Raw genomic sequence first — 23506 nt, 5'->3', positions numbered from 1 at the left:
TCTCCTGACGGCATGGCACAAAGCAGGCGTAACGGTGGCACTCAGTATCTGGGACTGATGAAAACCCGCTGGGTTTTATCGCAGACGGCCATCATAGCGAGTTTTGTCGGGTTTCTTGCTCGGCTGTTGCGCTCATCCGAGGCATTCAGGCGCCTTGACACATTAGCGGCAAATAGCCGCAACACATCTTCAAACACCTGAGATAGAGCCTTGCGCCTAAGCTATCAATAGCGTCGATTGTTACCATTACCCGTATGAACTTCTCTCTGGCGTCACCGGGCGTAGCATTGGCTTCGTACCCACTTTCCAGCCCCCGAGAGGAGCACCGAATCATGAAACGCACCCTGCTGACCCTGACCCTGTCGATCCTTGCGGCCAACGCCTTCGCTCTGCCAGCTGCCGACCAGCACCTGACCGCCGAATCGCGTTCCAGCGCTGCTGAAATCGCCCAACCGCTTAAAAGCGTCGCCGAAGGTGGCTCTGATCGCCTGATCGAACGCTCCGGTCGTGTAGCCGAAGGTGGCTCTGATCGCCTGATCGAACGCTCTGGTCGTGTAGCCGAAGGTGGCTCTGATCGCCTGATCGAACGCTCTGGTCGTGTAGCCGAAGGTGGCTCCGATCGCCTGATCGAACGCTCTGGTCGTGTAGCCGAAGGTGGCTCGGACCGTCTGGTTGAACTCAGCCATGTGAGCTGATCGCCATGGCCGAAAACAACAATCTCTGTCACACCGCTTGCTCCCCTCCCAGCCCGGTCCATTGACCGGGCTTCGTTTTTTTATCTAGAGTGCCCAGCCTCACCGTCACAGAAGCCCGCCCCATGCTGCCGCGCGCCGAACAGAAGCTACAGACCCGCCAGGCCCTGCTGGACGCCGCCTGCCAGCTCATGGAGAGCGGCCGTGGCTTTGGCAGCGTGAGCCTGCGCGAAGTGGCCAAGGCGGCAGGCATCGTGCCTACCGGTTTCTATCGGCACTTTTCCGACATGGACGCCCTGGGCCTGGCGCTGGTCGCCGAAGTCGACGCCACATTCCGCCAGACCATCCGCCTGGTGCGGCAAAACGAATTCGAGCTCGGCGGCATCACCGATGCTTCCGTGCGCATCTTCCTTGATGTGGTCGCCGCCCACCGCGCCCAGTTCCTGTTCCTCGCCCGCGAGCAATACGGCGGATCGCAAGCCGTGCGCCAGGCCATCGCCCGCCTGCGCCAGGACATCAGCGACGACCTGGCCACGGACCTTGCGCGGATGAAGCGCTGGCAACACCTGGATACCGCCGCGCTGGCGGTGATGGCCGACCTGGTGGTGAAGACTGTGTTCGCCACCCTGCCGGAACTGATCGACAGCCCGGAGCCGGGTTATTCACAGGCGCTGAGCGCCCAGGAAAAGATCACCCAGCAACTGCGCTTCATCTTCGTCGGCGCGCGCCACTGGCAAGGCCTGGGCAACCCGAGCTGATCGCTCTCCTGGTCTGGCCCTTTCGCGGGCAAGCCCGCTCCCACAAGTATTGTGTTGCCCTCAGGCCCGGTACGGTCCCTGTGGAAGCGGGCTTGCCCGCGAAGAAGCCGGCACAGCCAACCCACAACCCCAGTTCTGCTACCATGGCGCCCTGCCCGAAAGCGACGAGCGCCAACATGCCCAACCCCCGCCCCACCCTGCCCGAACTGGCCCGCTTCAACCAGCACTTCGCCGAACGCATCGTGCCGCTGTGGCAAGGCCCGGGCTGGAACGCCGACATGGCCCTGCCCTACGAGGCCCTCGACGCCCAGCACCGTCCGTTGCCGGTGCAGCGCTACCGGGCCATGGCCTGTGCCCGTCAGCTGTACCTGTTCAGCAGCCGTATCGAGCAACCGGGGGCGGCCGAGCGGGCGGCGGCGCTGTTCCGTTCGTTGCAGAAGCACTTCCACGATGCCGAGCATGGCGGCTGGTTCTACAGCATCGACGCCGAGGGCAAGCCGCTGGACCGGCGCAAGGACCTGTACACCCACGCCTTTATCGTGTTCGCCTGCGCGCACTACTGGGGCAAGGTCGGCGAAGGGCTGGTGGAAGCCACCCTCAATGCCGCCCTGGAAGTGGTCGACGAGCAATTCGCCCGCGATGATGGCCTGTACGAAGCCAGCCTTGGCGAAGACTGGGCCGACCTCGGCAGCGGCCCGCTGCAGAACCCGCAGATGCACCTGGCCGAGGCCTTCCTGCAAGTGCTGGCGGTACGCGAGGACGAGCACGTGCAGCAGTCGCTGCTGCAACTGTGCACAGCCCTGCAGGAACACTTCATCGAGCCGCAACACGGGCTGATGCTGGAAAAGCCGCGAGGCGCTGTGGATAACTGGTTCGAGCCGGGGCATCAGTTCGAATGGTTCTACCTGCTGGAAACCTCGCCGCTGCTGCGCGGGACTGCGCTGCATGCCTCCATCGAGCGGGCCTTCGGCTATGCCGAGCTGTGCGGGGTCAACAATGCGGCCGTGCTGGCCATGCTCGACGTGGAAGGCAACGTGCTCGATGCGACCCAGCGGGTCTGGGCACAGGCGGAATACCTGCGGGCGCTGGTGTTGCGCGCGGGCAATGAGGCGAAACTGCTGGTCCAGTTGAAGGCGATGGAACAGCAGTTTCTGCATGCCGGTGGCTGGTATGAGTGCCGGGATGGTGAAGGGGCGGTGAGCCGGCATGACATGCCTTCGACTACGCCTTATCACCTTGCTACCTGCCTGGAAGGCTTGCAGCGCCTGGCCTGACACCTCTCCTGTGGGAGGGTCCTCGGATCAGTCCCTGGTGGAGCGGTCGATCGACAGCCCGGCGAAGTCCTGGCGCACCGGCATCAGTTCGAGGCTGTTGATGTTGATGTGCGCCGGCTGATTGAGGATCCAGAAGATGGTCTCGGCGATGTCCTGCGGCTGGATTGGCTCGGCGCCCGCGTAGGTGGCGTCGTACTTGGCCTGGTCACCATTGTTGCGCACCAGCGAGAACTCGCTCTCGCACAGGCCCGGCTCGATGTTGCTCACCCTCACACCCGTGCCGCGCAGGTCGCAGCGCAGGCTCAGCGAGAACTGGCCGACGAAGGCCTTGGTGCCGCCATACACGTTACTGCCCGGGTAGGGGTAGTTGCCCGCCACGGAACCGACGTTGAGGATCGACGCGCCGCGACCATGGGCGATCAGGCGTGGCAGCAGCATATGGGTGGTGTACATCAGGCCCTTGATGTTGGTGTCGACCATGGTTTCCCAGTCGTCCAGGCTGCAGTTCTGCGCAGCGTCCACACCCAGCGCCAGGCCGGCGTTGTTGACCAGGCCGCGCAGCTTGTCGAAACCGGCCGGCAGGCTGGCGATGGCCTGCTCCATGGCCTTGCGATCACGCACATCGACGGCCAGGCCGTGCACTTCGGTCTTGGCCGACAGCTCGGCGCACAGGGCATCCAGCCGTTCCTTGCGACGACCGGTGAGCACCAGCTTCCAGCCGGCCTCGGCGAAACGGCGGGCGGTGGCCTCGCCAAAGCCGGAAGTGGCGCCAGTGATGAATACGGTGGACGTCATGCTCTGTTCCTCACGGTAGGTTGTCATCGGCAGCTTTGCAGCATGCCCGCGCCAGACGCTGGCAGCAAGCCGTTCAGGCCGCTGTTCATTTTTTGTTCATATGTGGCAAACCCTTGTGGCAGAGGGCTCGACGCCAGCTATACGCATGTTATCCACAAGGCTTTCCCCATGGATTGGGGGCAACTTGTCGCCTGCGCGGAACCCTTTCAGCTTGACGGGGTCGGTGGATATCTTTCGGTGATGGCGCAACGCTTTCAAGCATGCCGCCTACAGCGGTCTGTCCAATGCTTCTTCACAGAGTTATCCACAGGAAATCAAGCGCAATCTACAGGAGTGCTCCGGTGTAGAAAATGCCGCTGGGAACAGGCACCGAGGGTAACTGATCAAATTATGACCAGATCCTTGCAGGCCTTGTGAATAAAGGGATAGCGCGAGATGCCACCATGTTTTCCACAGGCGGCTCCACATGAATCGTGGACAACATCTGCCCTGTGGAAACAAAGGCTTGCGAGGGGATCGTAGCGTGGCTCGAGAAAGATATGCGACAAGTTGTCCACATTGAACAAAGGGGCTGCAGTGCAGCCCCGGCTATCACTCAATGCCCGCCAAGATACGCGTTGCGGACCTCCTCGTTGACCAGCAGCTCCTGCCCCGTCCCGCTCATGCGGATCTGCCCGTTGACCATCACGTAAGCCCGGTCCGACAGCTTCAGTGCATGGTTGGCGTTCTGTTCCACAAGGAAGATCGTCATCCCGCTCTTGGCCAGTTCGCGCAGGGTCGCGAAGATCTGCTTGACCACGATCGGCGCCAGCCCCAGCGATGGTTCGTCCAGCAACAGCAGCTTCGGCCGGCTCATCAGCGCCCGGGCAATGGCCAGCATCTGCTGCTCGCCACCGGACATGGTCATGGCCCGCTGGTTACGCCGCTCCTTCAGCCGCGGGAACAAGTCGTACATGCGCTGCATGTCTTCGTCGGCATGTTTGTCGCCGATGGGGATGGTGCCCATCATCAGGTTCTCCTCGACGGTCATGTCGGGAAACACCCGGCGCCCCTCCGGTGACTGGGCAATGCCGTTGGAGGCGATGTAGTGCGACGACTTGCGGGTGATGTCGGTGCCGCGGTAGACGATATGCCCCGCCGCCGCCCGCGGCTGGCCGAAGATCGACATCAGCAGGGTCGACTTGCCGGCGCCGTTGGCACCGATCAGGCTGACCGTCTCGCCTTCGTTGATGTGCATCGAGACCTTTTTCAGCGCCTGGATCGGCCCGTAGAACACGTCCAGGTCCTTCAGCTCGAGAATGGGTGCACTCATACCAGTTCCTCTTCGTCTGCACCCAGGTAGGCGGCGATCACCGTCGGGTTGTGGCGGATATCCTGCGGCGCGCCTTCGGCAATCACGTTGCCGTGGTCCAGCACGACGATATGGTCGGAAATGCTCATGACCATGCCCATGTCGTGCTCGATCAACACCACAGTGATGTCATGCTCGTCCCGCAGCACACGGATCATGCGGCTGAGGGCTTCGGTTTCCTGCGGATTCAGGCCTGCTGCCGGTTCGTCCAGGCAGATGATCTTCGGCCGCGTGCACATGGCCCGGGCAATTTCCAGGCGACGCTGCTGGCCGTACGACAACTCGCCAGCCAGACGGTTGGCGCAGTCGACCAGGTCGACCACTTCCAGCCAGTAGAATGCGTGGTCGAGGGCGTCGCTTTCGGCCTTGCGATAGGCCTTGGTGTTGAGCACCCCGGCCAGCAGGTTGCGGTTGACCCACATGTGCTGGGCTACCAGCAGGTTCTCCACCACCGACATTTCCTTGAACAGGCGGATGTTCTGGAAGGTGCGCGCCAGGCCTGCGCGGTTGACCAGGTGAGTACCGCCGAACATCTTGTAGTACAGGCGGTTGGCAAAGCGCGCCGGCGACACGAAGTCGGCCGCCTGGAAGCGCTCGCCAAGCAGCTGGATGACGTTTGTGCGGCTGCCGCGCACGTTCAGCTCGATACGCCCGCCGCTGGCCTTGTAGAAGCCGGTCAGGCAGTTGAACACGGTGGTCTTGCCGGCGCCGTTGGGGCCGATCAGGGCGAAGATCTGGTTGCGCTTGACCTTCAGGCTGACGTCGCTGAGCGCCTTGATGCCGCCGAACTGCATCATCAGGTTGTCGACCGAGAGAATGATTTCGTCGCTCATGGCGCCACTCCTTTACGCGGGGTCACACCGGTACGGCTGATGCGGATCAGCCCACGCGGTCGCCAGATCATCATCAGCACCATCAACACACCGAACAGCAGTACCCGGTATTCGGAGAAGCTGCGCAGCAACTCCGGCGCCACGGTCAGCACGAACGCTGCGATCACCACGCCGACGGTCGAGCCCATGCCGCCAAGCACGACGATGGCGAGGATCAGTGCGGACTCGAAGAAGGTGAACGACGACGGGTTGACGAAGCCCTGGTAGGTGGCAAAGAACACCCCGGCCAAGCCTGCGGTGGAAGCACCGAGGGTGAAGGCCGAGAGCTTGACCAGTACGTGGTTCAGGCCCATCGAGCGGCAGGCGATCTCGTCTTCGCGCAGCGCTTCCCAGGCGCGCCCGACCGGCATGCGGGTCAGCCGGTGCTTGATGTACAGCACCGCCAGCACGACCAGGAACAGCACGGCGTAGATGAACACGAACTTGAGGTTGGCGTTGTAGTCGATGCCGAGGAACTCGTGGATCGGCACCCCGCCGTCCTTGGCCCTGCGGCCGAACTCCAGGCCGAAGAAGGTCGGCGACGGCGCCGGCATGCCGTTCGGGCCGCCGGTGAACGACAACCAGTTGTTCAGCACCAGGCGGATGATCTCGCCAAAGCCAAGGGTCACGATCGCCAGGTAGTCACCGTGCATTCGCAACACCGGGAAGCCGAGGATGCACCCCGCCAGCGCTGCGGCGATGGCCGCCAGCGGCAGCACGCTCCAGAAGCCCAGGCCGAGGTACTGGTAACCCAGCGCCAGGCCGTAGGCACCGATGGCATAGAACGCCACATAGCCCAGGTCGAGCAAGCCGGCGAGGCCGACCACGATGTTCAGGCCCAGGCCCAGCAGCACGTAGATCAGGCCGAGGATGACCACGGTCAGCAGGTACTTGTTGGCGAATACCGGGAAGATGATGGCGATCACCACCAGCGCCGGGATGATGTAGCGCAACCGGGACTTGTAGTCCGGGGCGTTGACGTGCACGCCCGAGCCGCCGCTGTCGAAGCCTTCGAGCATGCGCCGGCCGGCGGCGGTCTGCACGAAGAGGCTGAGCAGGAAGCGCCCGAGCATCACCCCGCCGACCAGCCACGCCACCCGGCGTGGTTCGGCGTTGAAGGTGTAACCGTCGAGCACCACGCCGACGATCGGACCGAAGACGATGAGCGCCAGCAGGCCAGCGACGATGGTCTCCAGCAAGCTGCGTTTGATATCGAAACCGTTGGTTTCCGAGGCAGAAGCAATCTTGGCAATCGACATGTTCACACCTTAGCCACTAGCGGGCGACCCAGCAGGCCTTGTGGGCGGAAGATAAGGATCATCACCAGCAGCGAGAAGCTGAACACGTCCTTGTAGTCGGAGTTGATCAGGCCGGAGAACAGCGACTCGGAAATACCCAGGATGATGCCGCCGAGCATGGCGCCAGGCAGCGAACCGATGCCGCCCAGTACCGCAGCGGTGAACGCCTTGATACCGATGATGAAGCCGGCGTAGAAGTCGAAGGTGCCGTAGTTCAGGGTGATCAGCACGCCGGCCAGGGCGGCCATCACTGCACCGATGACGAACACGTAGGAGATGACCCGGTCGGTGTTGATGCCGAGGATCGAGGCCATCTTGCGGTCTTGCTGGGTAGCGCGGCACATGCGGCCGAGCTTGGTGTACTTGATCACATAGGTCAGCAGGCCCATACCGACTAACGCCGCCACCAGGATGAAGATCTTGGTGTAGGTCAGTTGCACGAAGCCGGTGCCGACCTCGATGCGCATGGCACCTTCGAGCAGGGTCGGCACGCCTTGCTGGCGGGCGCCCTGGCTGATCTGTGCATAGTTCTGCAGGATCAGCGAGATGCCGATGGCACTGATCAGCGGTGCCAGGCGGGTGGAGTTGCGCAAGGGTTTGTAGGCGATGCGCTCGATGGTGAAGCCATACACACCGGTGACGACGATGGTGAACAGCAGGGTACCCAGCATCAGCAGGGGGAACGACTCGATACCGAAGTAGGCCAGCAATGCCAGGCTGATCGCCGCGAGGTAAGCGGAGATCATGTACACCTCGCCGTGCGCGAAGTTGATCATGCCGATGATGCCATAGACCATTGTGTAGCCGATGGCGATCAGGCCATAGACCGACCCGAGGGTCAGGCCGTTGACCAGTTGCTGCAGGAAAATACCATCCATAACGCAATCTCACCTGAGCGAGACTGCACGAACGCTGACTACCACAAGCCACGGATGAAGCGGCCCCAGCAGCGCAGAACCGTGCACGTCTCCGAATAAGGACAGGTACCGCAGGGGCAATGGCCCGGACGGGCGTCCGGGCCAGGTGCCGTTATTATTTTTGTTTTTCCAGCTGGTGGTACTTGCCGTCCTTGTCCCACTGGTAGACCACGTAGTCGGAGACGGTCAGGTCACCCTTTTGGTCCCACTTCTTTTCGCCCATGACGGTCTTCACTGGGTTTTGCTTGAGCCACGCGGCGGCAGCCTGGCCCTCGTTTTTTCCTGCACCGTTAAATGCAGCAGCGAGTGCCTGCAGCGAGGCGTAAGCATACAGTGTGTAGCCTTCAGGCTCGGTCCCGGCCTTGCGGAACTCTTCCACCACTGCCTTGCTGTCTGGCAGCAGGCGCGGGTCGGCGCCGAAGGTCATGTAGACGCCATCGACGTACTGCGCGCCGCCGGCGGTGGACACCAGTTCGTCGGTGACGATGCCGTCATCGGACATGAACTTGACGTCCTTCAGGCCCTGCTCGCGCAGCTGGCGCACCAGCGGGCCCGCTTCCGGATGCAGGCCACCGAAGTAGACCACGTCGGCACCGGCAGCACGGATCTTGGTGACCACGGCGCTGAAGTCTTTTTCGCCGCGGGTCAGGCCTTCATACAGCACCGGCTTGACGCCGCGCTTCTCCAGCTGTGCCTTGGTCGCATCGGCCAGGCCCTGACCGTAGGTGTCCTTGTCGTGCAGCACCGCGACCTTCTTGCCCTTGAGCACGTCGACGATGTAGTCACCGGCGACGATACCCTGCTGGTCGTCACGGCCGCACATGCGGAACATGGCGGAAAGGCCGCGCTCGGTGACCAGCGGGTTGGTGGAGCCCGGGGTGATGGCGATCACGCCGGCTTCGTCATATACCTCAGAGGCCGGGATGGTGTTGGAAGAACAGAAGTGACCGACCACGCCGATCACCTTGTCCTGATCGACCAGGCGGTTGGCCACGGCCACGGCCTGCTTCGGCTCGCAGGCATCATCGCCTTTCACCAGGACGATCTTCTCGCCATTCACGCCGCCAGCGGCGTTGATCTTGTCGGCCGCTGCCTGCGCACCTTTCATGTACTGCTCGCCAAACGCTGCGTTGGCCCCGGTCATGGGGCCCGCGACGCCGATCTTGACGTCGGCCTGAACATACGAAGAAACACCCAGTGCCGTAGCTACGGCAAGAGCCAGGAAACCTTTCTTGTAAAACGTCTGCGACATGAGGTGGTGCTCCTAGAGTTTTTTTAGTGTGGCACTACAACTTCTCAGCCCTGTGCTCAGAGCAAGGGCCGTGCCATCGGTTTTGTCTTCCGGGAAAACACACTGCAACGGTCGCCCCCTGGCGACCGACGGCCTTTTCTTTATTGAGCGTGCAACCGTCTGCCACGCGGCAGGCGCCACCACACGTACAGACAAGGAGCAACCGTCGAGTGCCATCATTGCAACCCTGGCAGGTGTTTACGTGCAACCGCCCTGTAACAGTGGACGTCACCGAAGTGCACACCGGTGGTGCGCGACTGCTACAGCCAGCACTGTTTCAAGGCTAGCTGGTGCACGGAAAAAGCCACTTGTTTTGGCCCTTAAGCCGCTTTCGCGGGCTCGCCCGCTCCCACAGAGGCCGGCCCAGACACAACCGCATCGAAAAGACTGGCACAATGTCCACCATTCGCCGTTTCCGGAGCCCCTTTGATGAGCGAGAGCGCATTCGCCGAGCGCATCGTGCACAACCTGCTCGACACCGACTTCTACAAGCTCACCATGATGCAGGGCGTGCTACACAACTACCCAGACGCCGACGTCGAATGGGAATTCCGCTGCCGCAACGGCGAGGACCTGCGCCCCTACCTTGGCGAGATTCGCCACCAGCTGGAACGTCTCAGCGACCTGACGCTGGATGATGGCCAGCCGGCCTTCCTCGAACGCATCAGCTTCCTCAAGCCCGACTTCCTGCGCTTTCTGCGCCTGTTCCGCTTCAACCTGCGCTATGTGCGCCTTGGCATCGACAACGGGCAGCTGTACCTGCGCCTGAAAGGCCCCTGGCTGCACGTGATCCTGTTCGAAGTGCCGCTGCTGGCCATCATCAGCGAGGTCCGCAACCGTCACCTGCACCCGCGCATGCGCCTGGCCGAAGCCCGTGATCAGCTGTACCGCAAGTTCGACTGGCTGCGCGCCCACGCCAGCGACGACGAGCTGGCCGAGCTGCAGGTGGCCGACTTCGGTACCCGCCGGCGCTTTTCCAGCCGTGTGCAGGAGGACGTGGTGCGTGTGCTGCGCGACGACTTCCCGGGCCGCTTCGTCGGCACCAGCAATGTCGACCTGGCCTGGAAACTGGATATCAAGCCACTGGGCACCATGGCCCACGAGTGGATCATGGCCCACCAGCAGCTCGGCCCACGGCTGATCGACAGCCAGATCGCCGCCCTGGACTGCTGGGTCCGCGAGTACCGCGGCCTGCTCGGCATCGCCCTGACCGACTGCATCACCATGGATGCCTTCCTCAACGATTTCGACTTGTACTTCGCCAAGCTGTTCGACGGCCTGCGCCATGACTCGGGCGAGCCGGTGGCCTGGGCGGAAAAGGCCATCGCCCATTACCAGAAGCTGGGTATCGACCCGATGACCAAGACCCTGGTGTTCTCCGATGGGCTCAACCTGACCCGCTCACTGGAAATCTTCCGTGCCCTGCGCGGTCGCATCAATGTCAGCTTCGGTATCGGCACCAACCTTACGTGCGACATCCCAGGTGTGGCGCCCATGAACATCGTGCTTAAAATGACCGACTGCAACGGCTCGCCGGTGGCGAAGATTTCGGACGAGGCCGCCAAGACCCAGTGCCGTGACGAAAACTTTGTCACCTACATGCGTCACGTATTCAAAGTCCCCAGCAAGGAGTAACCCATGCAAGCGGTTCAGCAGGAAATTGCCCAGGCGCTGAAAGTACAGCCGCCGTTCGCCGACGCCGCTGCGCTCGAGGCCGAAGTCGCCCGGCGCGTGGCGTTCATCAAGGACTGCCTGGCCAATGCCCGGCTCAAGACCCTGGTGCTGGGCATCAGCGGCGGCGTCGATTCGCTGACTGCCGCCCTGCTCGCCCAGCGCGCCATCAACGAGCTGCGTGCCGAAACCGGCGACCAGGCCTACACCTTCATCGCCGTGCGCCTGCCGTACCAGGTGCAGCATGACGAGCACGACGCCCAGGCCTGCCTCGAGGTGATCAAGGCCGATGAGGTGCACACGGTGGATATCGCCCCAGCCGTGCGCGCATTGGCAGCGGAAGTGGCGGAGTTGAAGAACGGCTCGCCAGCCCTGGTGGACTTCGTGGTCGGCAACGTCAAGGCACGGACCCGGATGGTCGCCCAGTACACCATCGCCGGCGCTCGCGCCGGCCTGGTGATTGGCACCGACCACGCCGCCGAGGCGGTGATGGGCTTCTTTACCAAGTTCGGTGACGGCGCTTGCGACCTGGCGCCGCTGAGCGGGTTGGTGAAGAACCAGGTGCGGGCGATCGCACGCAGCTTCGGCGCGCCGGAGTCGCTGGTGGAGAAGGTGCCGACTGCCGACCTGGAAGATCTGGAGCCGGGCAAGCCGGACGAAGCGTCCCATGGCGTGACCTACCAGCAGATCGATGCCTTCCTCCATGGGCAGCCGGTGGACCAGGCAGCGTTCGATATCATCGTCGCCACCTACCGCAAGACCCAGCACAAGCGCGAACTGCCATTCGCTCCTTGATCAGGCTGTAGAAGAACCTGTGGCAGCGGGTTTACCTGCGAATGCAAGGGTGGATTCACCAAAGCATTCGGGGCGGTTCGGCGCCCCGATAAACCCGCTCCCACAGGGTTTGGCGTCAGGCTTTGTTTACTTGACGACGACCTTGCCCTTCATCATCGAGATGTGGCCTGGGAACGAGCAGAAGAAGCCGTAATCTGTGCCAGCAACCAGCTTGGCCACATCAAAAGTCAGCGAGTCCTTTTCGCCTGCACCAATGATCTTGGTGTGGGCGATGACGCGCTCATCACCGTCCTTCAGGTAATTCTTTTCGATCCCAGCGGCCAGGCCGTCGGTGGCGATCGGCTGCATGTCAGCTTCCTTGCTGATGACCACGTTGTGGCCCATGACGTTCTTCGGCAGGTTGCCGGAGTGAGTCAGGTTGACGGTGAATGCCTTGCAGCTCTTGTCGACGACGATCTCCTTGGTGTTGAAGGACATCTGGTCGGTCGAGTCGACAGTTACCGAGCACTCGGCTGCGAAGACAGAAGCGCTGGCGAGGGTCAGCAGGGATACCGCTACAGCTTTCGCAAACATCATGAATCTCCTTGGCAGGGTTTTATCAATTGCGAGACTGCCTGAAACCGTTCAGCCCCCTGCTGACATGGGTCAAGGGGGTGTCAAGTGGCCAGCCAGTAGAATTGTTCGATCGATTGTATACAACCAATCTAAGAGCACATCATGCCCTTTTAATGGACGATGGAACAACCTCTCATTTAGGAGCAATCGCAATGACCTTCACAAATTTCATGAACAGCCTACTCGCCGCCTATGCCCACGGGGCCACGGGTGCCACTTGCGAGTTCTCCCGTCCGGAGTGAAACCAGCATTGGAGACGTCAGACTATTCGCTTTACCCTGTCAGCGATATGACTGGAGAAACACGATGTCTGTACGTTCCGTTTGTGTGTTCTGTGGCGCCAGTATCGGCGCCAACCCCGCCTACCGTGAGGCGGCCATCGCGCTGGGCCAAGCCATTGCCCGCCGCGGCCTGACCCTGGTCTACGGTGGTGGCGCGGTCGGCCTGATGGGCACCGTCGCCGACGCGGCCATGGCTGCGGGTGGCGAAGTGATCGGGATCATTCCCGAAAGCCTGATGAACGCCGAGATCGGCCATAAAGGCCTGAGCCGGCTGGAAGTGGTCGACGGCATGCATGCGCGCAAGGCACGCATGGCCGAGCTGAGCGACGCCTTCATCGCCCTGCCGGGTGGCCTGGGTACGCTGGAGGAGCTGTTCGAGGTGTGGACCTGGGGGCAACTGGGTTATCACGCCAAGCCGCTGGGGCTGCTCGATGTGAATGGCTTCTACGAGAAGCTGGGCGGGTTCCTCGACCACATTGTCGAAGAAGGCTTCGTGCGGCCGCAGCATCGGGCCATGTTGTTGCTTGAGCAGCAGGCCGATGCGCTGCTGGACGGGATGGAACGGTTCGAGTCGCCGGTTTTGCCGAAGTGGGTCGACAAAAAGCCTGACTGATCCGAGATATCGGGGCTGCTTTGCAGCCCTTTCGCGACACAAGGCCGCTCCCACAAAGCACTGCGTACGCAGATCAATGTGGGAGCGGCCTTGTGTCGCGAAAGGACCGCAAAGCGGTCCCAAAAGGGGGGCTGTTAGCGCGGGATCACTGGCTGACGCGGCTTCTTGCCCTTGCCGCCACCACCCTTGGCGGCTTCCTTGCGCTCTTTGGCCGCCTGCTGGTTGCGGGCAAACGCCTCGGCCTTGGCCTTCTCGCGCTTGTCCCACGGCTTGCTGCCATCGCTGCCCCGCGGTGGCAGGCCGGTGTGCTGGGTGAGGATCTTCTGATCCTTGCCCACCTTGTGGCTACCGGCCGGGGTCGAGTTCTTGCGGCGCGCGCTCTGATACGTGTCGGTCTGCGGCTGGTGCAGCGGGATCAGCTGATGCTTGCCCGGCCCGATCAGGTCGGCACGGCCCATGCGCTGCAACGCTTCACGCAGCATCGGCCAGCCCTTCGGATCGTGATAACGCAGGAACGCCTTGTGCAGGCGGCGCTGCTCGTCGCTCTTGACGATCTCCACCCCTTCGCTCTTGTACGTGACCTTGCGCAGCGGGTTCTTGCCCGAATGGTACATGGCCGTGGCCGACGCCATCGGCGACGGGTAGAACGCTTGCACCTGGTCGGCGCGGAAGCCGTTGCCCTTGAGCCACAGGGCCAGGTTCATCATGTCTTCGTCGGTGGTGCCTGGGTGCGCGGCGATGAAGTACGGGATCAGGTACTGTTCCTTGCCCGCCTCTTTGGAGAACTTCTCGAACATGCGCTTGAAGCGGTCGTAGGTGCCGATGCCCGGCTTCATCATCTTGTCCAGCGGGCCACGCTCGGTATGCTCCGGAGCGATCTTCAGGTAGCCGCCAACGTGGTGGGTAACCAGCTCCTTGACGTACTCCGGCGATTCCACCGCCAGGTCGTAGCGCAGGCCCGAGGCGATCAGGATCTTCTTCACACCCGGCAAGGCGCGGGCCTTGCGGTACAGCTCGATCAACGAGCTGTGGTCGGTGTTGAGGTTCTCGCAGATGCCCGGGAACACGCAGGACGGCTTGCGGCAGTGCTTCTCGATGTCGTGGCTCTTGCAAGCGATGCGGTACATGTTGGCGGTCGGGCCGCCAAGGTCGGAGACCACGCCGGTGAAGCCCGGGACCTTGTCACGCATCTCCTCGATCTCGTTGAGGATCGACTCGTGGGAACGGTTCTGGATGATGCGGCCTTCGTGCTCGGTGATCGAGCAGAAGGTGCAGCCACCGAAGCAGCCTCGCATGATGTTCACCGAGAAACGGATCATCTCGTAGGCCGGGATGCGCTCCTTGCCATAGGCCGGGTGCGGCACACGGGCATAAGGCATGCCGAATACGTAGTCCATTTCCTCGGTGCTCATCGGAATGGGTGGCGGGTTGAACCACACATCCACCTCACCGTGCTTTTGCACCAGGGCGCGGGCATTGCCCGGGTTGGTCTCCAGGTGCAGCACACGGTTGGCGTGCGCGTAGAGCACCGGGTCGTTCCGCACCTTCTCGAACGACGGCAGGCGGATCACCGACTTTTCCCGGGTAACGCTCGGGCTGTCGAGGATCTGCACCACCTTGGCTTCGTTCGGGTCTTCCTGTTCGCCCTTGGCCTGCTCGATGGCGCAGGCCTGGGTGTCCTGGGTGTTCACGTACGGGTTGATGATCTTGTCGACGCGGCCGGGGCGATCGATACGGGTCGAGTCGATCTCATACCAGCCTTGCGGCGTGTCACGGCGCACGAAGGCGGTACCGCGTACGTCGGTGATGGTCTCGATCTTCTCGCCATTGGACAGGCGCTGGGCCACTTCGACCACCGCACGTTCGGCGTTGCCGAACAGCAGGATGTCAGCGCTGGCGTCGATCAGGATCGAATGGCGGACCTTGTCCTGCCAATAGTCGTAGTGGGCGATGCGGCGCAGCGAAGCCTCGATGCCGCCGAGCACGATCGGCACGTGCTTGTAGGCTTCCTTGCAGCGCTGGCTGTACACCAGGCTGGCGCGGTCCGGACGGCTGCCGGCCAGGCCACCGGGGGTATAGGCGTCGTCGGAACGGATTTTCTTGTCCGCGGTGTAGCGGTTGATCATCGAGTCCATGTTGCCGGCGGCCACGCCGAAGAACAGGTTCGGCTCGCCGAGCTTCATGAAGTCGTCTTTCGACTGCCAGTTCGGCTGGGCGATGATGCCCACGCGGAAGCCCTGGGCCTCCAGCAGGCGGCCGATGATGGCCATGCCGAACGACGGGTGGTCGACATAGGCGTCACCGGTCACGATGATGATGTCGCAGGAATCCCAGCCGAGCAGATCCATCTCCTCCCTGCTCATCGGCAGGAAAGGTGCTGGCCCGAAGCATTCGGCCCAGTACTTGGGATAGTCGTAGAGTGGTTTGGCTGCTTGCATGTCAGTGACCGGTTCTGGTGTGCAGGGAAATCGCGGGCGCGGAATATAGCACAAATTTTGACCAAATCCGACGGTGGTTGTCGGATTCATGAAGCTGAGGCTTATTCGTCGTCGTCGAAGTTATACATACCCGGCGCAAGGTTTTCGAAGCGGGTGTACTTGCCGATGAACGCCAGGCGCACGAAGCCGATGGGGCCGTTACGCTGTTTACCGATGATGATTTCCGCCACGCCCTTGTGCTCGGTTTCGGGGTGGTACACCTCGTCGCGGTACACGAACATGATGACGTCGGCGTCCTGCTCGATTGCACCAGATTCACGCAAGTCGGAGTTCACCGGGCGTTTGTTCGGCCGCTGTTCCAGGGAGCGGTTGAGCTGCGACAGGGCAATGACAGGGCAGTTGAATTCCTTGGCCAGGGCCTTGAGGGAACGGGAGATCTCGGAAATCTCGTTGGTCCGGTTGTCACCGGCCGAACCAGGGATCTGCATCAGCTGCAGGTAGTCGACCATGATCATGGCGATCTCGCCGTGCTCACGGGCCAGGCGGCGGGTACGCGCACGCATTTCCGAGGGGCTGATACCCGCGGTATCGTCGATGAACAGCTTGCGATCGTTGAGCAGGTTGACCGCCGAGGTCAGGCGCGGCCAGTCGTCGTCATCCAGCTGGCCTGAACGCACCTTGGTCTGGTCGATGCGGCCCAGGGACGAGAGCATACGCATGATCAGCGATTCACCTGGCATCTCGAGAGAGAACACCAGCACCGCCTTGTCGGTACGCAGTACGGCGTTTTCCACCAGGTTCATGGCGAAGGTGGTCTTACCCATCGACGGTCGACCGGCGACGATGATCAGGTCGGCCGGCTGCAGGCCGCTGGTCTTCTCGTCGAGGTCGGTGAAGCCGGTGGACACGCCCGTGATGTCGCTGTCGGAGTTGAACAGCGTGTCGATGCGGTCGATGGCCATGGTCAGCAGTTCGTTGACACCCACCGGGCCACCGGTTTTAGGCCGCGCCTCGGCGATCTGGAAGATCTGCCGCTCGGCATCGTCGAGGATTTCCTCGGCATTGCGCCCTTGCGGGTTGAAGGCGTTGTCAGCGATGTCGGTACTGATGCTGATCAGCTGGCGCAGGGTCGCCCGCTCGCGAATGATCGCGGCGTAGGCCTTGATGTTGGCCACCGATGGGGTGTTCTTGGCCAGTTCGGCCAGGTATGCCAGGCCGCCAACCTGTGACGAAAGGCCTTCCTTGTCCAGCTGCTCGTGCAGGGTCACCACGTCGAATGGCTGGTTGGCATCGGCCAGCTTGTGCACGGCACGGAAGATCAGGCGGTGGTCATGCCGATAGAAATCGCCATCCGAGACCTGGTCCAGTACCCGCTCCCAGGCGTTGTTGTCCAGCATGAGGCCACCGAGCACGGCCTGTTCGGCCTCGATGGAATGCGGCGGCACCTTCAGGGCAGCGGTTTGCAGGTCGAGCTGTTCGGAGTTGGTGATCTCGTTCATGGCCACGAAAAAATTCTGGAGGATGAAAAAGACAAAGGGCACGGCCTGAGTGAACAGGACCGTGCCCGATGTTAACCGGCTATCCCGTGAGGGACCACCAGTCAGTGCAGCTTAGGCAGCTACGACGACCACGCGTACGGTGGCTTCAACGTCGCTGTGCAGGTGCACGGCTACGTCGTATTCGCCAACCTGACGGATGGTGCCGTTCGGCAGACGAACTTCAGCTTTAGCTACTTCAACGCCGGAGGCGGTCAGGGCGTCAGCGATGTCGTGGGTGCCGATCGAACCGAACAGCTTGCCTTCGTCGCCAGCGGTGGCAGTGATGGTCACTTCCAGCTCGGCCAGTTGGGCAGCACGGCTTTCAGCCGAAGCTTTACGCTCAGCAGCTGCTTTTTCCAGCTCGGCGCGACGCTCTTCGAACGCAGCCAGGTTGGCGGCGTTGGCAACGGTGGCCTTGCCGAATGGCAGCAGGAAGTTACGGCCGTAACCAGCCTTAACTTTAACTTTGTCGCCCAGGTTGCCCAGGTTAGCGACTTTTTCCAGCAGGATCAGTTCCATTTGGTAAAACCTCTTAACTTTTAACCTTCACCGTTCGCGGAGTCTTTCCCCGGAGGGGACTTGCGACCGCGAAAATCAATCAGGCTGTCGACAATGGCCAGGACCATCAGCAACGGGTAGATCAGCTGCATGATCAGCGGCAACGTCACGTACATGCCCACCAGCCAGAAACCGGCCAGTCGCCCCTGTGCCACGAGGCCGTGCATCAAGGCGATGCCAGCCAGCACCAGTACCAGGCTCGACGCCGATGCCAGGATGATGAATTGCGACCCGATAAACGGAGCCACCACCATCACTGCCACCAAGACCGCCATGGTCTGCTTCGGCAACCTCAGTTCGCGAAATTCGCGACCGAAGCCTCCAGGGTTGTACAACGCTGCTTGCCAATAACGCGCCAGCACCAGGGCCAACACGCTGAACAATTGCACCGTCACTGCTGTGGAAGCGACCAGCACAGGGCGGATCAGCTCACCGGAGAGCACCGGCTCCCCTTCGATTTTCGGCATGGCTTCGGCAAACGCCTTGGCCAGCACATCGAAGGTCTGTGCCAATGCCATGTCGAGCACGAGGCTGAAAACCACGGCAAACACGGCACTGGCGACCAGCACACGGCTCCAGGGATGTTCGGCGCGCAACAGCGCGGCCAGGCCCAGGGCACCGGCGATCACCAGGAAGGTGATCGGATCGCCCATCAACCACACGGCCAGCCCGGCCAGCAGGCCGCCGGCGATGACCGTTGAAGCATCCTTGAACCCACGCCGCAGCAGCACAAGGCTACCGGCAGCGGCACTCAACCAGAACAGCAGCGGCAGTACCGCGCTGATGACCACCACCAGGGTGGCCTGCACACGACCGCGCATGATGAAACTTGCTAACGCTCGCATGCTAATCCCTTACTGCTTGTCGACGACCCGGTCTCAGCGGCCGTGGCTGTCGGTGTAGGGCAGCAGGGCCAGGAAGCGGGCGCGCTTGATAGCGGTAGCCAGCTGACGCTGATAACGAGCTTTGGTACCGGTGATACGGCTTGGAACGATCTTGCCGGTTTCGGATACGTAAGCTTTCAGGGTGTTGAGATCTTTGAAGTCGATCTCTTTCACGTCTTCAGCAGTGAAGCGGCAGAATTTACGACGACGGAAGAAACGTGCCATTTAATAGGCTCCTCTAAAGGTCCGTGGATTACTCGTCAGCGTTATCGCTGGAGTCGCTGTCATTGCTGTCGTCGCCGTCGGCGGATTCAGCATGCTCAGGACGCTCACGACGCTCACGGCGCTCGCTGCGGTTTTCTTCAGCCTTCAGCATCTCGGACTGGCCGGTTACGGCTTCGTCGCGACGGATGACGAGGTTACGGATAACGGCATCGTTGTAGCGGAAGTTGTCTTCCAGCTCGGCCAGGGCCTTGCCGGTGCACTCAACGTTCAGCATCACGTAGTGAGCCTTGTGAACATTGTTGATTGCGTAGGCCAGTTGACGACGGCCCCAGTCTTCCAGGCGGTGGATCTTGCCGCCATCTTCTTCGATCAGCTTGGTGTAACGCTCAACCATGCCGCCGACTTGCTCGCTCTGGTCCGGGTGAACCAGGAAGATGATTTCGTAATGACGCATGAATGCTCCTTACGGGTTAGTAGTCTGCCAGCGAATCTGGTCAGACAAGGAGTGAATGACACTGTATGTCTTGCACGGAGGGGAGGCACATATGCGCCTGCCAGCTCGGCAAGGGGCGCAATTGTAGAGAAGGCGTGGCGCACAAGCAAGGTGATTGGTGAATATTTGAACAGCCGGAAATATATTCACAGGCCACTGGCCCTTTCGCGGAGCAAGCCCGCTCCTACAGGGATCGCACAACATCTGTGGGAGCGGGTTTATCGAGGCGTCGAACCGCCGCGAAGAGGCCAGTACAGGCTGACGATCAGCGCTTGGCCTGACGCTGGCGTACAGCCTCGAACAGGCACACGCCCGTCGCCACCGACACGTTCAGGCTGCTGACGCTACCGCTCATCGGCAATTTCACCAGAAAATCGCAATGCTCGCGGGTCAGACGGCGCATGCCCTTGCCTTCCGCACCCATGATCATTACCAGTGGGCCGGTCAGGTCCTGCTGGTAGATCTCCTGCTCAGCTTCGCCAGCCGTGCCAACCACCCACAGGCCACGCTGCTGCAGCTTCTCCAGAGTGCGCGCCAGGTTGGTCACGGCCACCAGTGGAATCACTTCGGCCGCGCCGCAGGCCACCTTGCGCACGACCGGGGTCAGGGTTGCCGACTTGTCCTTGGGCACGATCACCGCCGTGGCACCGGCCGCATCGGCGGTGCGCAGGCAAGCGCCAAGGTTGTGCGGGTCGGTCACGCCATCGAGTACCAGGATCAGCGGCGGCGTTTCGCTGCGCTCGAGCAGTTCCTCAAGCATCAACTCACCCCACACCTGACTCGGGCTGACCTCGGCGACCACGCCCTGGTGCACGCCCTCGACCCAGGCATCCAGCTCACGGCGCTCGGCCTGGCCGACCGGCACGCGGTTCTGCGCGGCCAGTTCCAGCAACGCCTGTATGCGTGGCTCGCTACGCCCTTCCGACAGCCAGATCTGCTTGACCCGCTTTGGATGGTGTTGCAGCAATGCCTGCACGGCGTGCACGCCGTAGATCTTTTCCAGCTGACTCATGACTTGTTCTTGCTCTTGCGTGGCGCGCCGGACTTCGACGGGCCTTTACGGTGCTTGGTCGGCTTGCCAGACGGCTTGCCGCCCTTTTCCGACTTGCTGCCGGCGTGGCCGCCGCTGCGCGCCTCGCTCATCAGCGCCTTCTTCATTTCACGGCTCTTGCGCACTTCGGCGTTACGCTGCACGGCGTCTTTGGGGAAGTACGCTTCGGCAGTTTCGCTCTTGCGGCTGCGCGGTTTTGGCGTGGCCTTGGCCTCGGCCACTGGCTCGGACTTCCCGGCGACTGGCGCAGCAGCACCACGCCCCTTGCGACCGATCGGCGCACTGAGCTGCTGCTCGGAAACTTCGAAGTCGATCTTGCGCTCGTCGAGGTCGACGCGCATGACCTTGACCTCGATGGTGTCGCCCAGGCGGAAGCTACGCCCGGTGCGCTCGCCCGACAGGCGGTGGTGCACCGGGTCGAAGTGGTAGTAGTCGCCCGGCAGCGCACTGACGTGCACCAGGCCTTCCACATAGATGTCGGTCAGCTCGACGAACAGGCCAAAGCCGGTGACTGCCGTGATCACACCTGGGAAGGTCTCGCCCACGCGATCCTTCATGAACTCGCACTTGAGCCAGTTGACCACGTCACGGGTGGCTTCATCGGCACGGCGTTCGGTCATCGAGCACTGCTCACCGAGCTGGTCGAGCGCATTCACGTCATACGGGTAGATACGCGCCTTGGGAATACTCATGGCGCCTGCGCGCTTGACGTGCGGGGTATCGACCTTGGAGCGGATGATGCTGCGGATGGCGCGGTGCACCAGCAGGTCGGGGTAACGGCGGATCGGCGAGGTGAAGTGGGTGTACGCCTCGTAGTTCAAGCCGAAGTGGCCGTTGTTGTCGGTGCTGTACACCGCCTGGCTCAGCGAGCGCAGCATCACGGTCTGGATCAGGTGGAAGTCCGGGCGCCCGGCGATGCTTGCCAGCAGGGCCTGGTAGTCCTTCGGCGACGGGTCCTTGCCCTTGTGCAGGGTCAGGCCCAGCTCGCCGAGGAAAGCACGCAGTTTTTCCAGACGCTCGGGCGGTGGGCCGTCGTGCACACGGTAAAGGGCAGGCACTTCATGCTTCTGCAGGAACGCTGCGGTGGCGACGTTGGCCGCCAGCATGCACTCTTCGATCAGCTTGTGGGCATCGTTGCGCACGGTCGGGCGGATTTCCGCGATCTTGCGCTCGTCACCGAAGATGATGCGGGTTTCCTGGGTCTCGAAATCGATGGCACCCCGGGCGTGACGGGCGTCCAGCAGCACCTTGTACAGGTTGTACAGGTTCTTGAGGTGCGGCACGACTTCCTTGTATTCCTCGCGCAGCGCCTTGCCCTCACGGGTACGGGCATGCTCGAGCATGCTGCTGACCTTGTTGTAGGTCAGGCGGGCATGGGAATGGATCACCCCCTCGTAGAACTGGTAGTCGACCATCTGGCCGGCTTTGTTCATGGTCATTTCGCAGACCATGGCCAGGCGGTCGACATGCGGGTTCAGCGAGCACAGGCCATTGGACAGCTCCTCGGGGAGCATCGGCACCACGCGCTCTGGGAAATACACCGAGTTGCCACGCTGCTGGGCTTCGTTGTCCAGGGCCGAGCCCAGGCGCACGTAGCTGGAGACGTCGGCGATCGCCACGTACAGGCGCCAGCCGCCAGAGAACATGCGCAGCTTGCCCAACGGTTCGCAATAGACGGCGTCATCGAAGTCGCGGGCATCCTCGCCGTCGATGGTGACGAACGGCAGGTGGCGCAGGTCGATGCGCTTTTCCTTGTCTTTCTCTTCGACTTCGGAGCGGAACTTGCGCGCTTCCTTGACCACATCGTTGGGCCACACATGGGGAATGTCATAGCTGCGCAGGGCAACGTCGATTTCCATGCCCGGGGCCATGTAGTTGCCGATCACCTCGACCACATCACCCTGTGGCTGGAAGCGCGGCGTAGGCCAGTGGGTGATCTTGATCTCGACGAACTGGCCAATCTTGGCGCCACCGTTACGCCCGGCCGTCACCAGCACTTCCTGCTGGATCTTCGGATTGTCCGGGGTCACGTAGCCAATCCCGCCTTCTTCGAAGTAGCGGCCGACCACGCTTTCATGCGCCCGGGAGATGACCTCGACCAGCACGCCTTCGCGACGACCACGGCGGTCGACGCCCGAGACGCGGGCCAGGCCACGGTCGCCGTCGAACACCAGGCGCATCTGCGACGGGCTGAGGAACAGGTCTTCGCTGCCGTCATCGGGGATAAGGAAGCCAAAGCCGTCACGGTGACCGGAGACACGGCCACAGATCAGGTCCAGCTTGTCTACCGGGGCATAAGTGCCGCGCCGGGTATAGATAAGCTGGCCGTCACGTTCCATGGCACGCAGGCGGCGGCGCAGGGCTTCGATCTGGTCTTCTTCATAAAGACCGAACTCTGCCGCCAGCTCCTCGCGCGCGGCCGGTTCGCCACGGTCGGCGAGGCGCTGCAGGATCAGCTCACGGCTGGGAATGGGGTTGTCGTATTTTTCCGCTTCGCGAGCGGCCTCGGGATCGAGGGATTGCCAATCGGCCATCAGAAGGGGTTCACCTTGGGGTATATAGATAGGAATTCTGGCATGTGTGTATTGAAACCGGAAATGTCAGCCTTGGACAGCCCCCGCTGCAGTCTGTAGAGGGGAGCAATAGGCCTTCGGAATCAACAAGTTGAATTTTTTGAAATTTTTTTCGCTTGGGGGGTTTACAGCCCCCAGGACCGTCCGTATAGTGCGCACCACAACGACGGACAAGCCCGAAGTTGTAGTAGAGATGAACGGCGCTGTAAAGCATCTTTTAATCTCGAATGTGTGCCCAGGTGGCGGAATTGGTAGACGCGCTGGTTTCAGGTATCAGTGACCGCAAGGTCGTGGAAGTTCGAGTCTTCTCCTGGGCACCAAAAATTTTCTGGTAACAGATGACCAAGGATCTGTTACTACTGTGTGAAAGCGAACGATAGTCGCCTTCTCCAGATGATGTAAAGCTTTGCCCAGGTGGCGGAATTGGTAGACGCGCTGGTTTCAGGTATCAGTGACTTAACGGTCGTGGAAGTTCGAGTCTTCTCCTGGGCACCATATAAAAACCCACTAGCTTGCTAGTGGG

The 23506-nt window shown here is 61.9% G+C and carries 21 protein-coding genes and 2 tRNA genes; 8 read left to right on the top strand and 15 right to left on the bottom strand.

Annotated elements, in window-relative coordinates; all coding sequences use genetic code 11:
• Positions 1-332: 332 nt before the first annotated feature.
• The 3 genes from ACTORR_RS17040 to ACTORR_RS17030 all read left to right on the top strand — a co-directional run bounded on the left by ACTORR_RS17040 (position 333) and on the right by ACTORR_RS17030 (position 2724).
• The gene (locus ACTORR_RS17040; RefSeq protein ID WP_441343732.1) at positions 333-695 is read left to right on the top strand and encodes a hypothetical protein; all 363 of its coding nucleotides are present in this window, start codon (positions 333-335) and stop codon (positions 693-695) included.
• A 122-nt stretch (positions 696-817) separates the two neighbouring features.
• On the top strand, positions 818-1450 hold the full coding sequence (gene fabR, locus ACTORR_RS17035) for an HTH-type transcriptional repressor FabR (RefSeq protein ID WP_054887839.1): 633 nt from the start codon (positions 818-820) through the stop codon (positions 1448-1450).
• A 176-nt stretch (positions 1451-1626) separates the two neighbouring features.
• Positions 1627-2724 (top strand): AGE family epimerase/isomerase, encoded by a 1098-nt coding sequence (locus ACTORR_RS17030; RefSeq protein WP_441343731.1) that lies wholly within the window; start codon positions 1627-1629, stop codon positions 2722-2724.
• A gap of 27 nt (positions 2725-2751) precedes the next feature.
• Here ACTORR_RS17030 and ACTORR_RS17025 read toward each other — a convergent pair whose 3' ends face one another.
• The 6 genes from ACTORR_RS17025 to ACTORR_RS17000 form a co-directional block, all read right to left on the bottom strand.
• Positions 2752-3519, bottom strand: a complete 768-nt coding sequence (locus ACTORR_RS17025) for an SDR family oxidoreductase (RefSeq protein ID WP_054887841.1) — start codon at positions 3517-3519, stop codon at positions 2752-2754.
• 595 nt (positions 3520-4114) lie between these two features.
• A complete protein-coding gene (locus ACTORR_RS17020) occupies positions 4115-4831 on the bottom strand; it encodes an ABC transporter ATP-binding protein (RefSeq protein ID WP_054887842.1) in 717 nt (238 codons plus the stop codon).
• On the bottom strand, positions 4828-5703 hold the full coding sequence (locus tag ACTORR_RS17015) for an ABC transporter ATP-binding protein (RefSeq protein WP_262108206.1): 876 nt from the start codon (positions 5701-5703) through the stop codon (positions 4828-4830). Before ACTORR_RS17015 ends, ACTORR_RS17020 begins: the two co-directional genes overlap by 4 nt.
• Positions 5700-7001 carry a high-affinity branched-chain amino acid ABC transporter permease LivM gene (gene livM, locus ACTORR_RS17010; protein ID WP_054887844.1) on the bottom strand — a complete coding sequence of 434 codons (1302 nt, stop codon included), beginning with the start codon at positions 6999-7001 and terminating at the stop codon, positions 5700-5702. The genes ACTORR_RS17015 and livM overlap by 4 nt, the downstream gene beginning before the upstream one ends.
• A gap of 2 nt (positions 7002-7003) precedes the next feature.
• On the bottom strand, positions 7004-7918 hold the full coding sequence (locus ACTORR_RS17005) for an ABC transporter permease subunit (protein ID WP_313364585.1): 915 nt from the start codon (positions 7916-7918) through the stop codon (positions 7004-7006).
• Positions 7919-8072: 154 nt separating this feature from the next.
• A complete protein-coding gene (locus ACTORR_RS17000; RefSeq protein WP_054887846.1) occupies positions 8073-9209 on the bottom strand; it encodes a branched-chain amino acid ABC transporter substrate-binding protein in 1137 nt (378 codons plus the stop codon).
• 468 nt (positions 9210-9677) lie between these two features.
• On the opposite strand from ACTORR_RS17000, the gene pncB reads away from it, so the two are divergent.
• Together pncB and nadE are read left to right on the top strand one after the other, a co-directional pair.
• Positions 9678-10883: a nicotinate phosphoribosyltransferase gene (gene pncB, locus ACTORR_RS16995; RefSeq protein ID WP_099814359.1), complete on the top strand. Its 1206-nt coding sequence runs from the start codon at positions 9678-9680 to the stop codon at positions 10881-10883.
• Positions 10884-10886: 3 nt separating this feature from the next.
• Positions 10887-11714, top strand: a complete 828-nt coding sequence (nadE, locus tag ACTORR_RS16990; RefSeq protein ID WP_212632776.1) for an ammonia-dependent NAD(+) synthetase — start codon at positions 10887-10889, stop codon at positions 11712-11714.
• Positions 11715-11840: 126 nt separating this feature from the next.
• On the opposite strand, the gene azu is transcribed toward nadE, so the two are convergent.
• On the bottom strand, positions 11841-12287 hold the full coding sequence (azu, locus tag ACTORR_RS16985; RefSeq protein ID WP_054887849.1) for an azurin: 447 nt from the start codon (positions 12285-12287) through the stop codon (positions 11841-11843).
• Positions 12288-12635: 348 nt separating this feature from the next.
• Between azu and ACTORR_RS16980 the strand changes: the two genes are divergently transcribed.
• Positions 12636-13223, top strand: a complete 588-nt coding sequence (locus ACTORR_RS16980; protein ID WP_313364583.1) for a TIGR00730 family Rossman fold protein — start codon at positions 12636-12638, stop codon at positions 13221-13223.
• Positions 13224-13357: 134 nt separating this feature from the next.
• Here ACTORR_RS16980 and ACTORR_RS16975 read toward each other — a convergent pair whose 3' ends face one another.
• The 8 genes from ACTORR_RS16975 to rnr form a co-directional block, all read right to left on the bottom strand.
• Complete coding sequence (locus ACTORR_RS16975) at positions 13358-15661, bottom strand: YgiQ family radical SAM protein (protein WP_099814353.1); 2304 nt, start codon at positions 15659-15661, stop codon at positions 13358-13360.
• Positions 15662-15762: 101 nt separating this feature from the next.
• Complete coding sequence (gene dnaB / locus ACTORR_RS16970; RefSeq protein WP_054887913.1) at positions 15763-17160, bottom strand: replicative DNA helicase; 1398 nt, start codon at positions 17158-17160, stop codon at positions 15763-15765.
• A 111-nt stretch (positions 17161-17271) separates the two neighbouring features.
• Positions 17272-17718: a 50S ribosomal protein L9 gene (rplI, locus tag ACTORR_RS16965; protein WP_054887852.1), complete on the bottom strand. Its 447-nt coding sequence runs from the start codon at positions 17716-17718 to the stop codon at positions 17272-17274.
• Between the two features lie 20 nt (positions 17719-17738).
• Positions 17739-18602, bottom strand: a complete 864-nt coding sequence (locus ACTORR_RS16960) for a hypothetical protein (RefSeq protein ID WP_054887853.1) — start codon at positions 18600-18602, stop codon at positions 17739-17741.
• 33 nt (positions 18603-18635) lie between these two features.
• Positions 18636-18866 (bottom strand): 30S ribosomal protein S18, encoded by a 231-nt coding sequence (gene rpsR, locus ACTORR_RS16955; RefSeq protein WP_003249563.1) that lies wholly within the window; start codon positions 18864-18866, stop codon positions 18636-18638.
• Between the two features lie 28 nt (positions 18867-18894).
• A complete protein-coding gene (gene rpsF / locus ACTORR_RS16950; protein WP_013974420.1) occupies positions 18895-19320 on the bottom strand; it encodes a 30S ribosomal protein S6 in 426 nt (141 codons plus the stop codon).
• Between the two features lie 304 nt (positions 19321-19624).
• Complete coding sequence (gene rlmB, locus ACTORR_RS16945) at positions 19625-20371, bottom strand: 23S rRNA (guanosine(2251)-2'-O)-methyltransferase RlmB (RefSeq protein WP_054887854.1); 747 nt, start codon at positions 20369-20371, stop codon at positions 19625-19627.
• Positions 20368-22944, bottom strand: coding sequence for a ribonuclease R (gene rnr, locus ACTORR_RS16940; RefSeq protein WP_054887855.1), 2577 nt, complete (start codon positions 22942-22944; stop codon positions 20368-20370). The genes rlmB and rnr overlap by 4 nt, the downstream gene beginning before the upstream one ends.
• Positions 22945-23216: 272 nt before the next feature.
• On the opposite strand from rnr, the gene ACTORR_RS16935 reads away from it, so the two are divergent.
• Both ACTORR_RS16935 and ACTORR_RS16930 read left to right on the top strand, forming a co-directional pair.
• Positions 23217-23303 (top strand) — tRNA-Leu (locus ACTORR_RS16935).
• 88 nt (positions 23304-23391) lie between these two features.
• Positions 23392-23478: transfer RNA gene (locus ACTORR_RS16930), tRNA-Leu, on the top strand.
• Positions 23479-23506 lie beyond the last annotated feature (28 nt).

This window comes from Pseudomonas sp. SAR267, from assembly GCF_052077595.1.
Lineage (GTDB): Bacteria > Pseudomonadota > Gammaproteobacteria > Pseudomonadales > Pseudomonadaceae > Aquipseudomonas > Aquipseudomonas vlassakiae.
The sequence above is the reverse complement of the archived record's forward strand: the minus strand, read 5'-3'. Positions and strand labels throughout refer to the sequence as shown.

Bases quoted from the DNA above. Each gene is read 5' to 3' on its own strand.
- ACTORR_RS16975 (WP_099814353.1), bottom strand. From the start codon at position 15,661: ATGCAAGCAGCCAAACCACTCTACGACTATCCCAAGTACTGGGCCGAA.
- ACTORR_RS17000 (WP_054887846.1), bottom strand. From the start codon at position 9,209: ATGTCGCAGACGTTTTACAAGAAAGGTTTCCTGGCTCTTGCCGTAGCT.
- rpsF (WP_013974420.1), bottom strand. From the start codon at position 19,320: ATGCGTCATTACGAAATCATCTTCCTGGTTCACCCGGACCAGAGCGAG.
- ACTORR_RS17025 (WP_054887841.1), bottom strand. From the start codon at position 3,519: ATGACGTCCACCGTATTCATCACTGGCGCCACTTCCGGCTTTGGCGAG.
- rlmB (WP_054887854.1), bottom strand. From the start codon at position 20,371: ATGAGTCAGCTGGAAAAGATCTACGGCGTGCACGCCGTGCAGGCATTG.
- ACTORR_RS17040 (WP_441343732.1), top strand. From the start codon at position 333: ATGAAACGCACCCTGCTGACCCTGACCCTGTCGATCCTTGCGGCCAAC.
- ACTORR_RS16980 (WP_313364583.1), top strand. From the start codon at position 12,636: ATGTCTGTACGTTCCGTTTGTGTGTTCTGTGGCGCCAGTATCGGCGCC.
- ACTORR_RS16960 (WP_054887853.1), bottom strand. From the start codon at position 18,602: ATGCGAGCGTTAGCAAGTTTCATCATGCGCGGTCGTGTGCAGGCCACC.
- ACTORR_RS17030 (WP_441343731.1), top strand. From the start codon at position 1,627: ATGCCCAACCCCCGCCCCACCCTGCCCGAACTGGCCCGCTTCAACCAG.
- nadE (WP_212632776.1), top strand. From the start codon at position 10,887: ATGCAAGCGGTTCAGCAGGAAATTGCCCAGGCGCTGAAAGTACAGCCG.
- rpsR (WP_003249563.1), bottom strand. From the start codon at position 18,866: ATGGCACGTTTCTTCCGTCGTCGTAAATTCTGCCGCTTCACTGCTGAA.
- ACTORR_RS17015 (WP_262108206.1), bottom strand. From the start codon at position 5,703: ATGAGCGACGAAATCATTCTCTCGGTCGACAACCTGATGATGCAGTTC.
- ACTORR_RS17005 (WP_313364585.1), bottom strand. From the start codon at position 7,918: ATGGATGGTATTTTCCTGCAGCAACTGGTCAACGGCCTGACCCTCGGG.
- livM (WP_054887844.1), bottom strand. From the start codon at position 7,001: ATGTCGATTGCCAAGATTGCTTCTGCCTCGGAAACCAACGGTTTCGAT.
- dnaB (WP_054887913.1), bottom strand. From the start codon at position 17,160: ATGAACGAGATCACCAACTCCGAACAGCTCGACCTGCAAACCGCTGCC.
- rplI (WP_054887852.1), bottom strand. From the start codon at position 17,718: ATGGAACTGATCCTGCTGGAAAAAGTCGCTAACCTGGGCAACCTGGGC.
- pncB (WP_099814359.1), top strand. From the start codon at position 9,678: ATGAGCGAGAGCGCATTCGCCGAGCGCATCGTGCACAACCTGCTCGAC.
- fabR (WP_054887839.1), top strand. From the start codon at position 818: ATGCTGCCGCGCGCCGAACAGAAGCTACAGACCCGCCAGGCCCTGCTG.
- azu (WP_054887849.1), bottom strand. From the start codon at position 12,287: ATGTTTGCGAAAGCTGTAGCGGTATCCCTGCTGACCCTCGCCAGCGCT.
- rnr (WP_054887855.1), bottom strand. From the start codon at position 22,944: ATGGCCGATTGGCAATCCCTCGATCCCGAGGCCGCTCGCGAAGCGGAA.
- ACTORR_RS17020 (WP_054887842.1), bottom strand. From the start codon at position 4,831: ATGAGTGCACCCATTCTCGAGCTGAAGGACCTGGACGTGTTCTACGGG.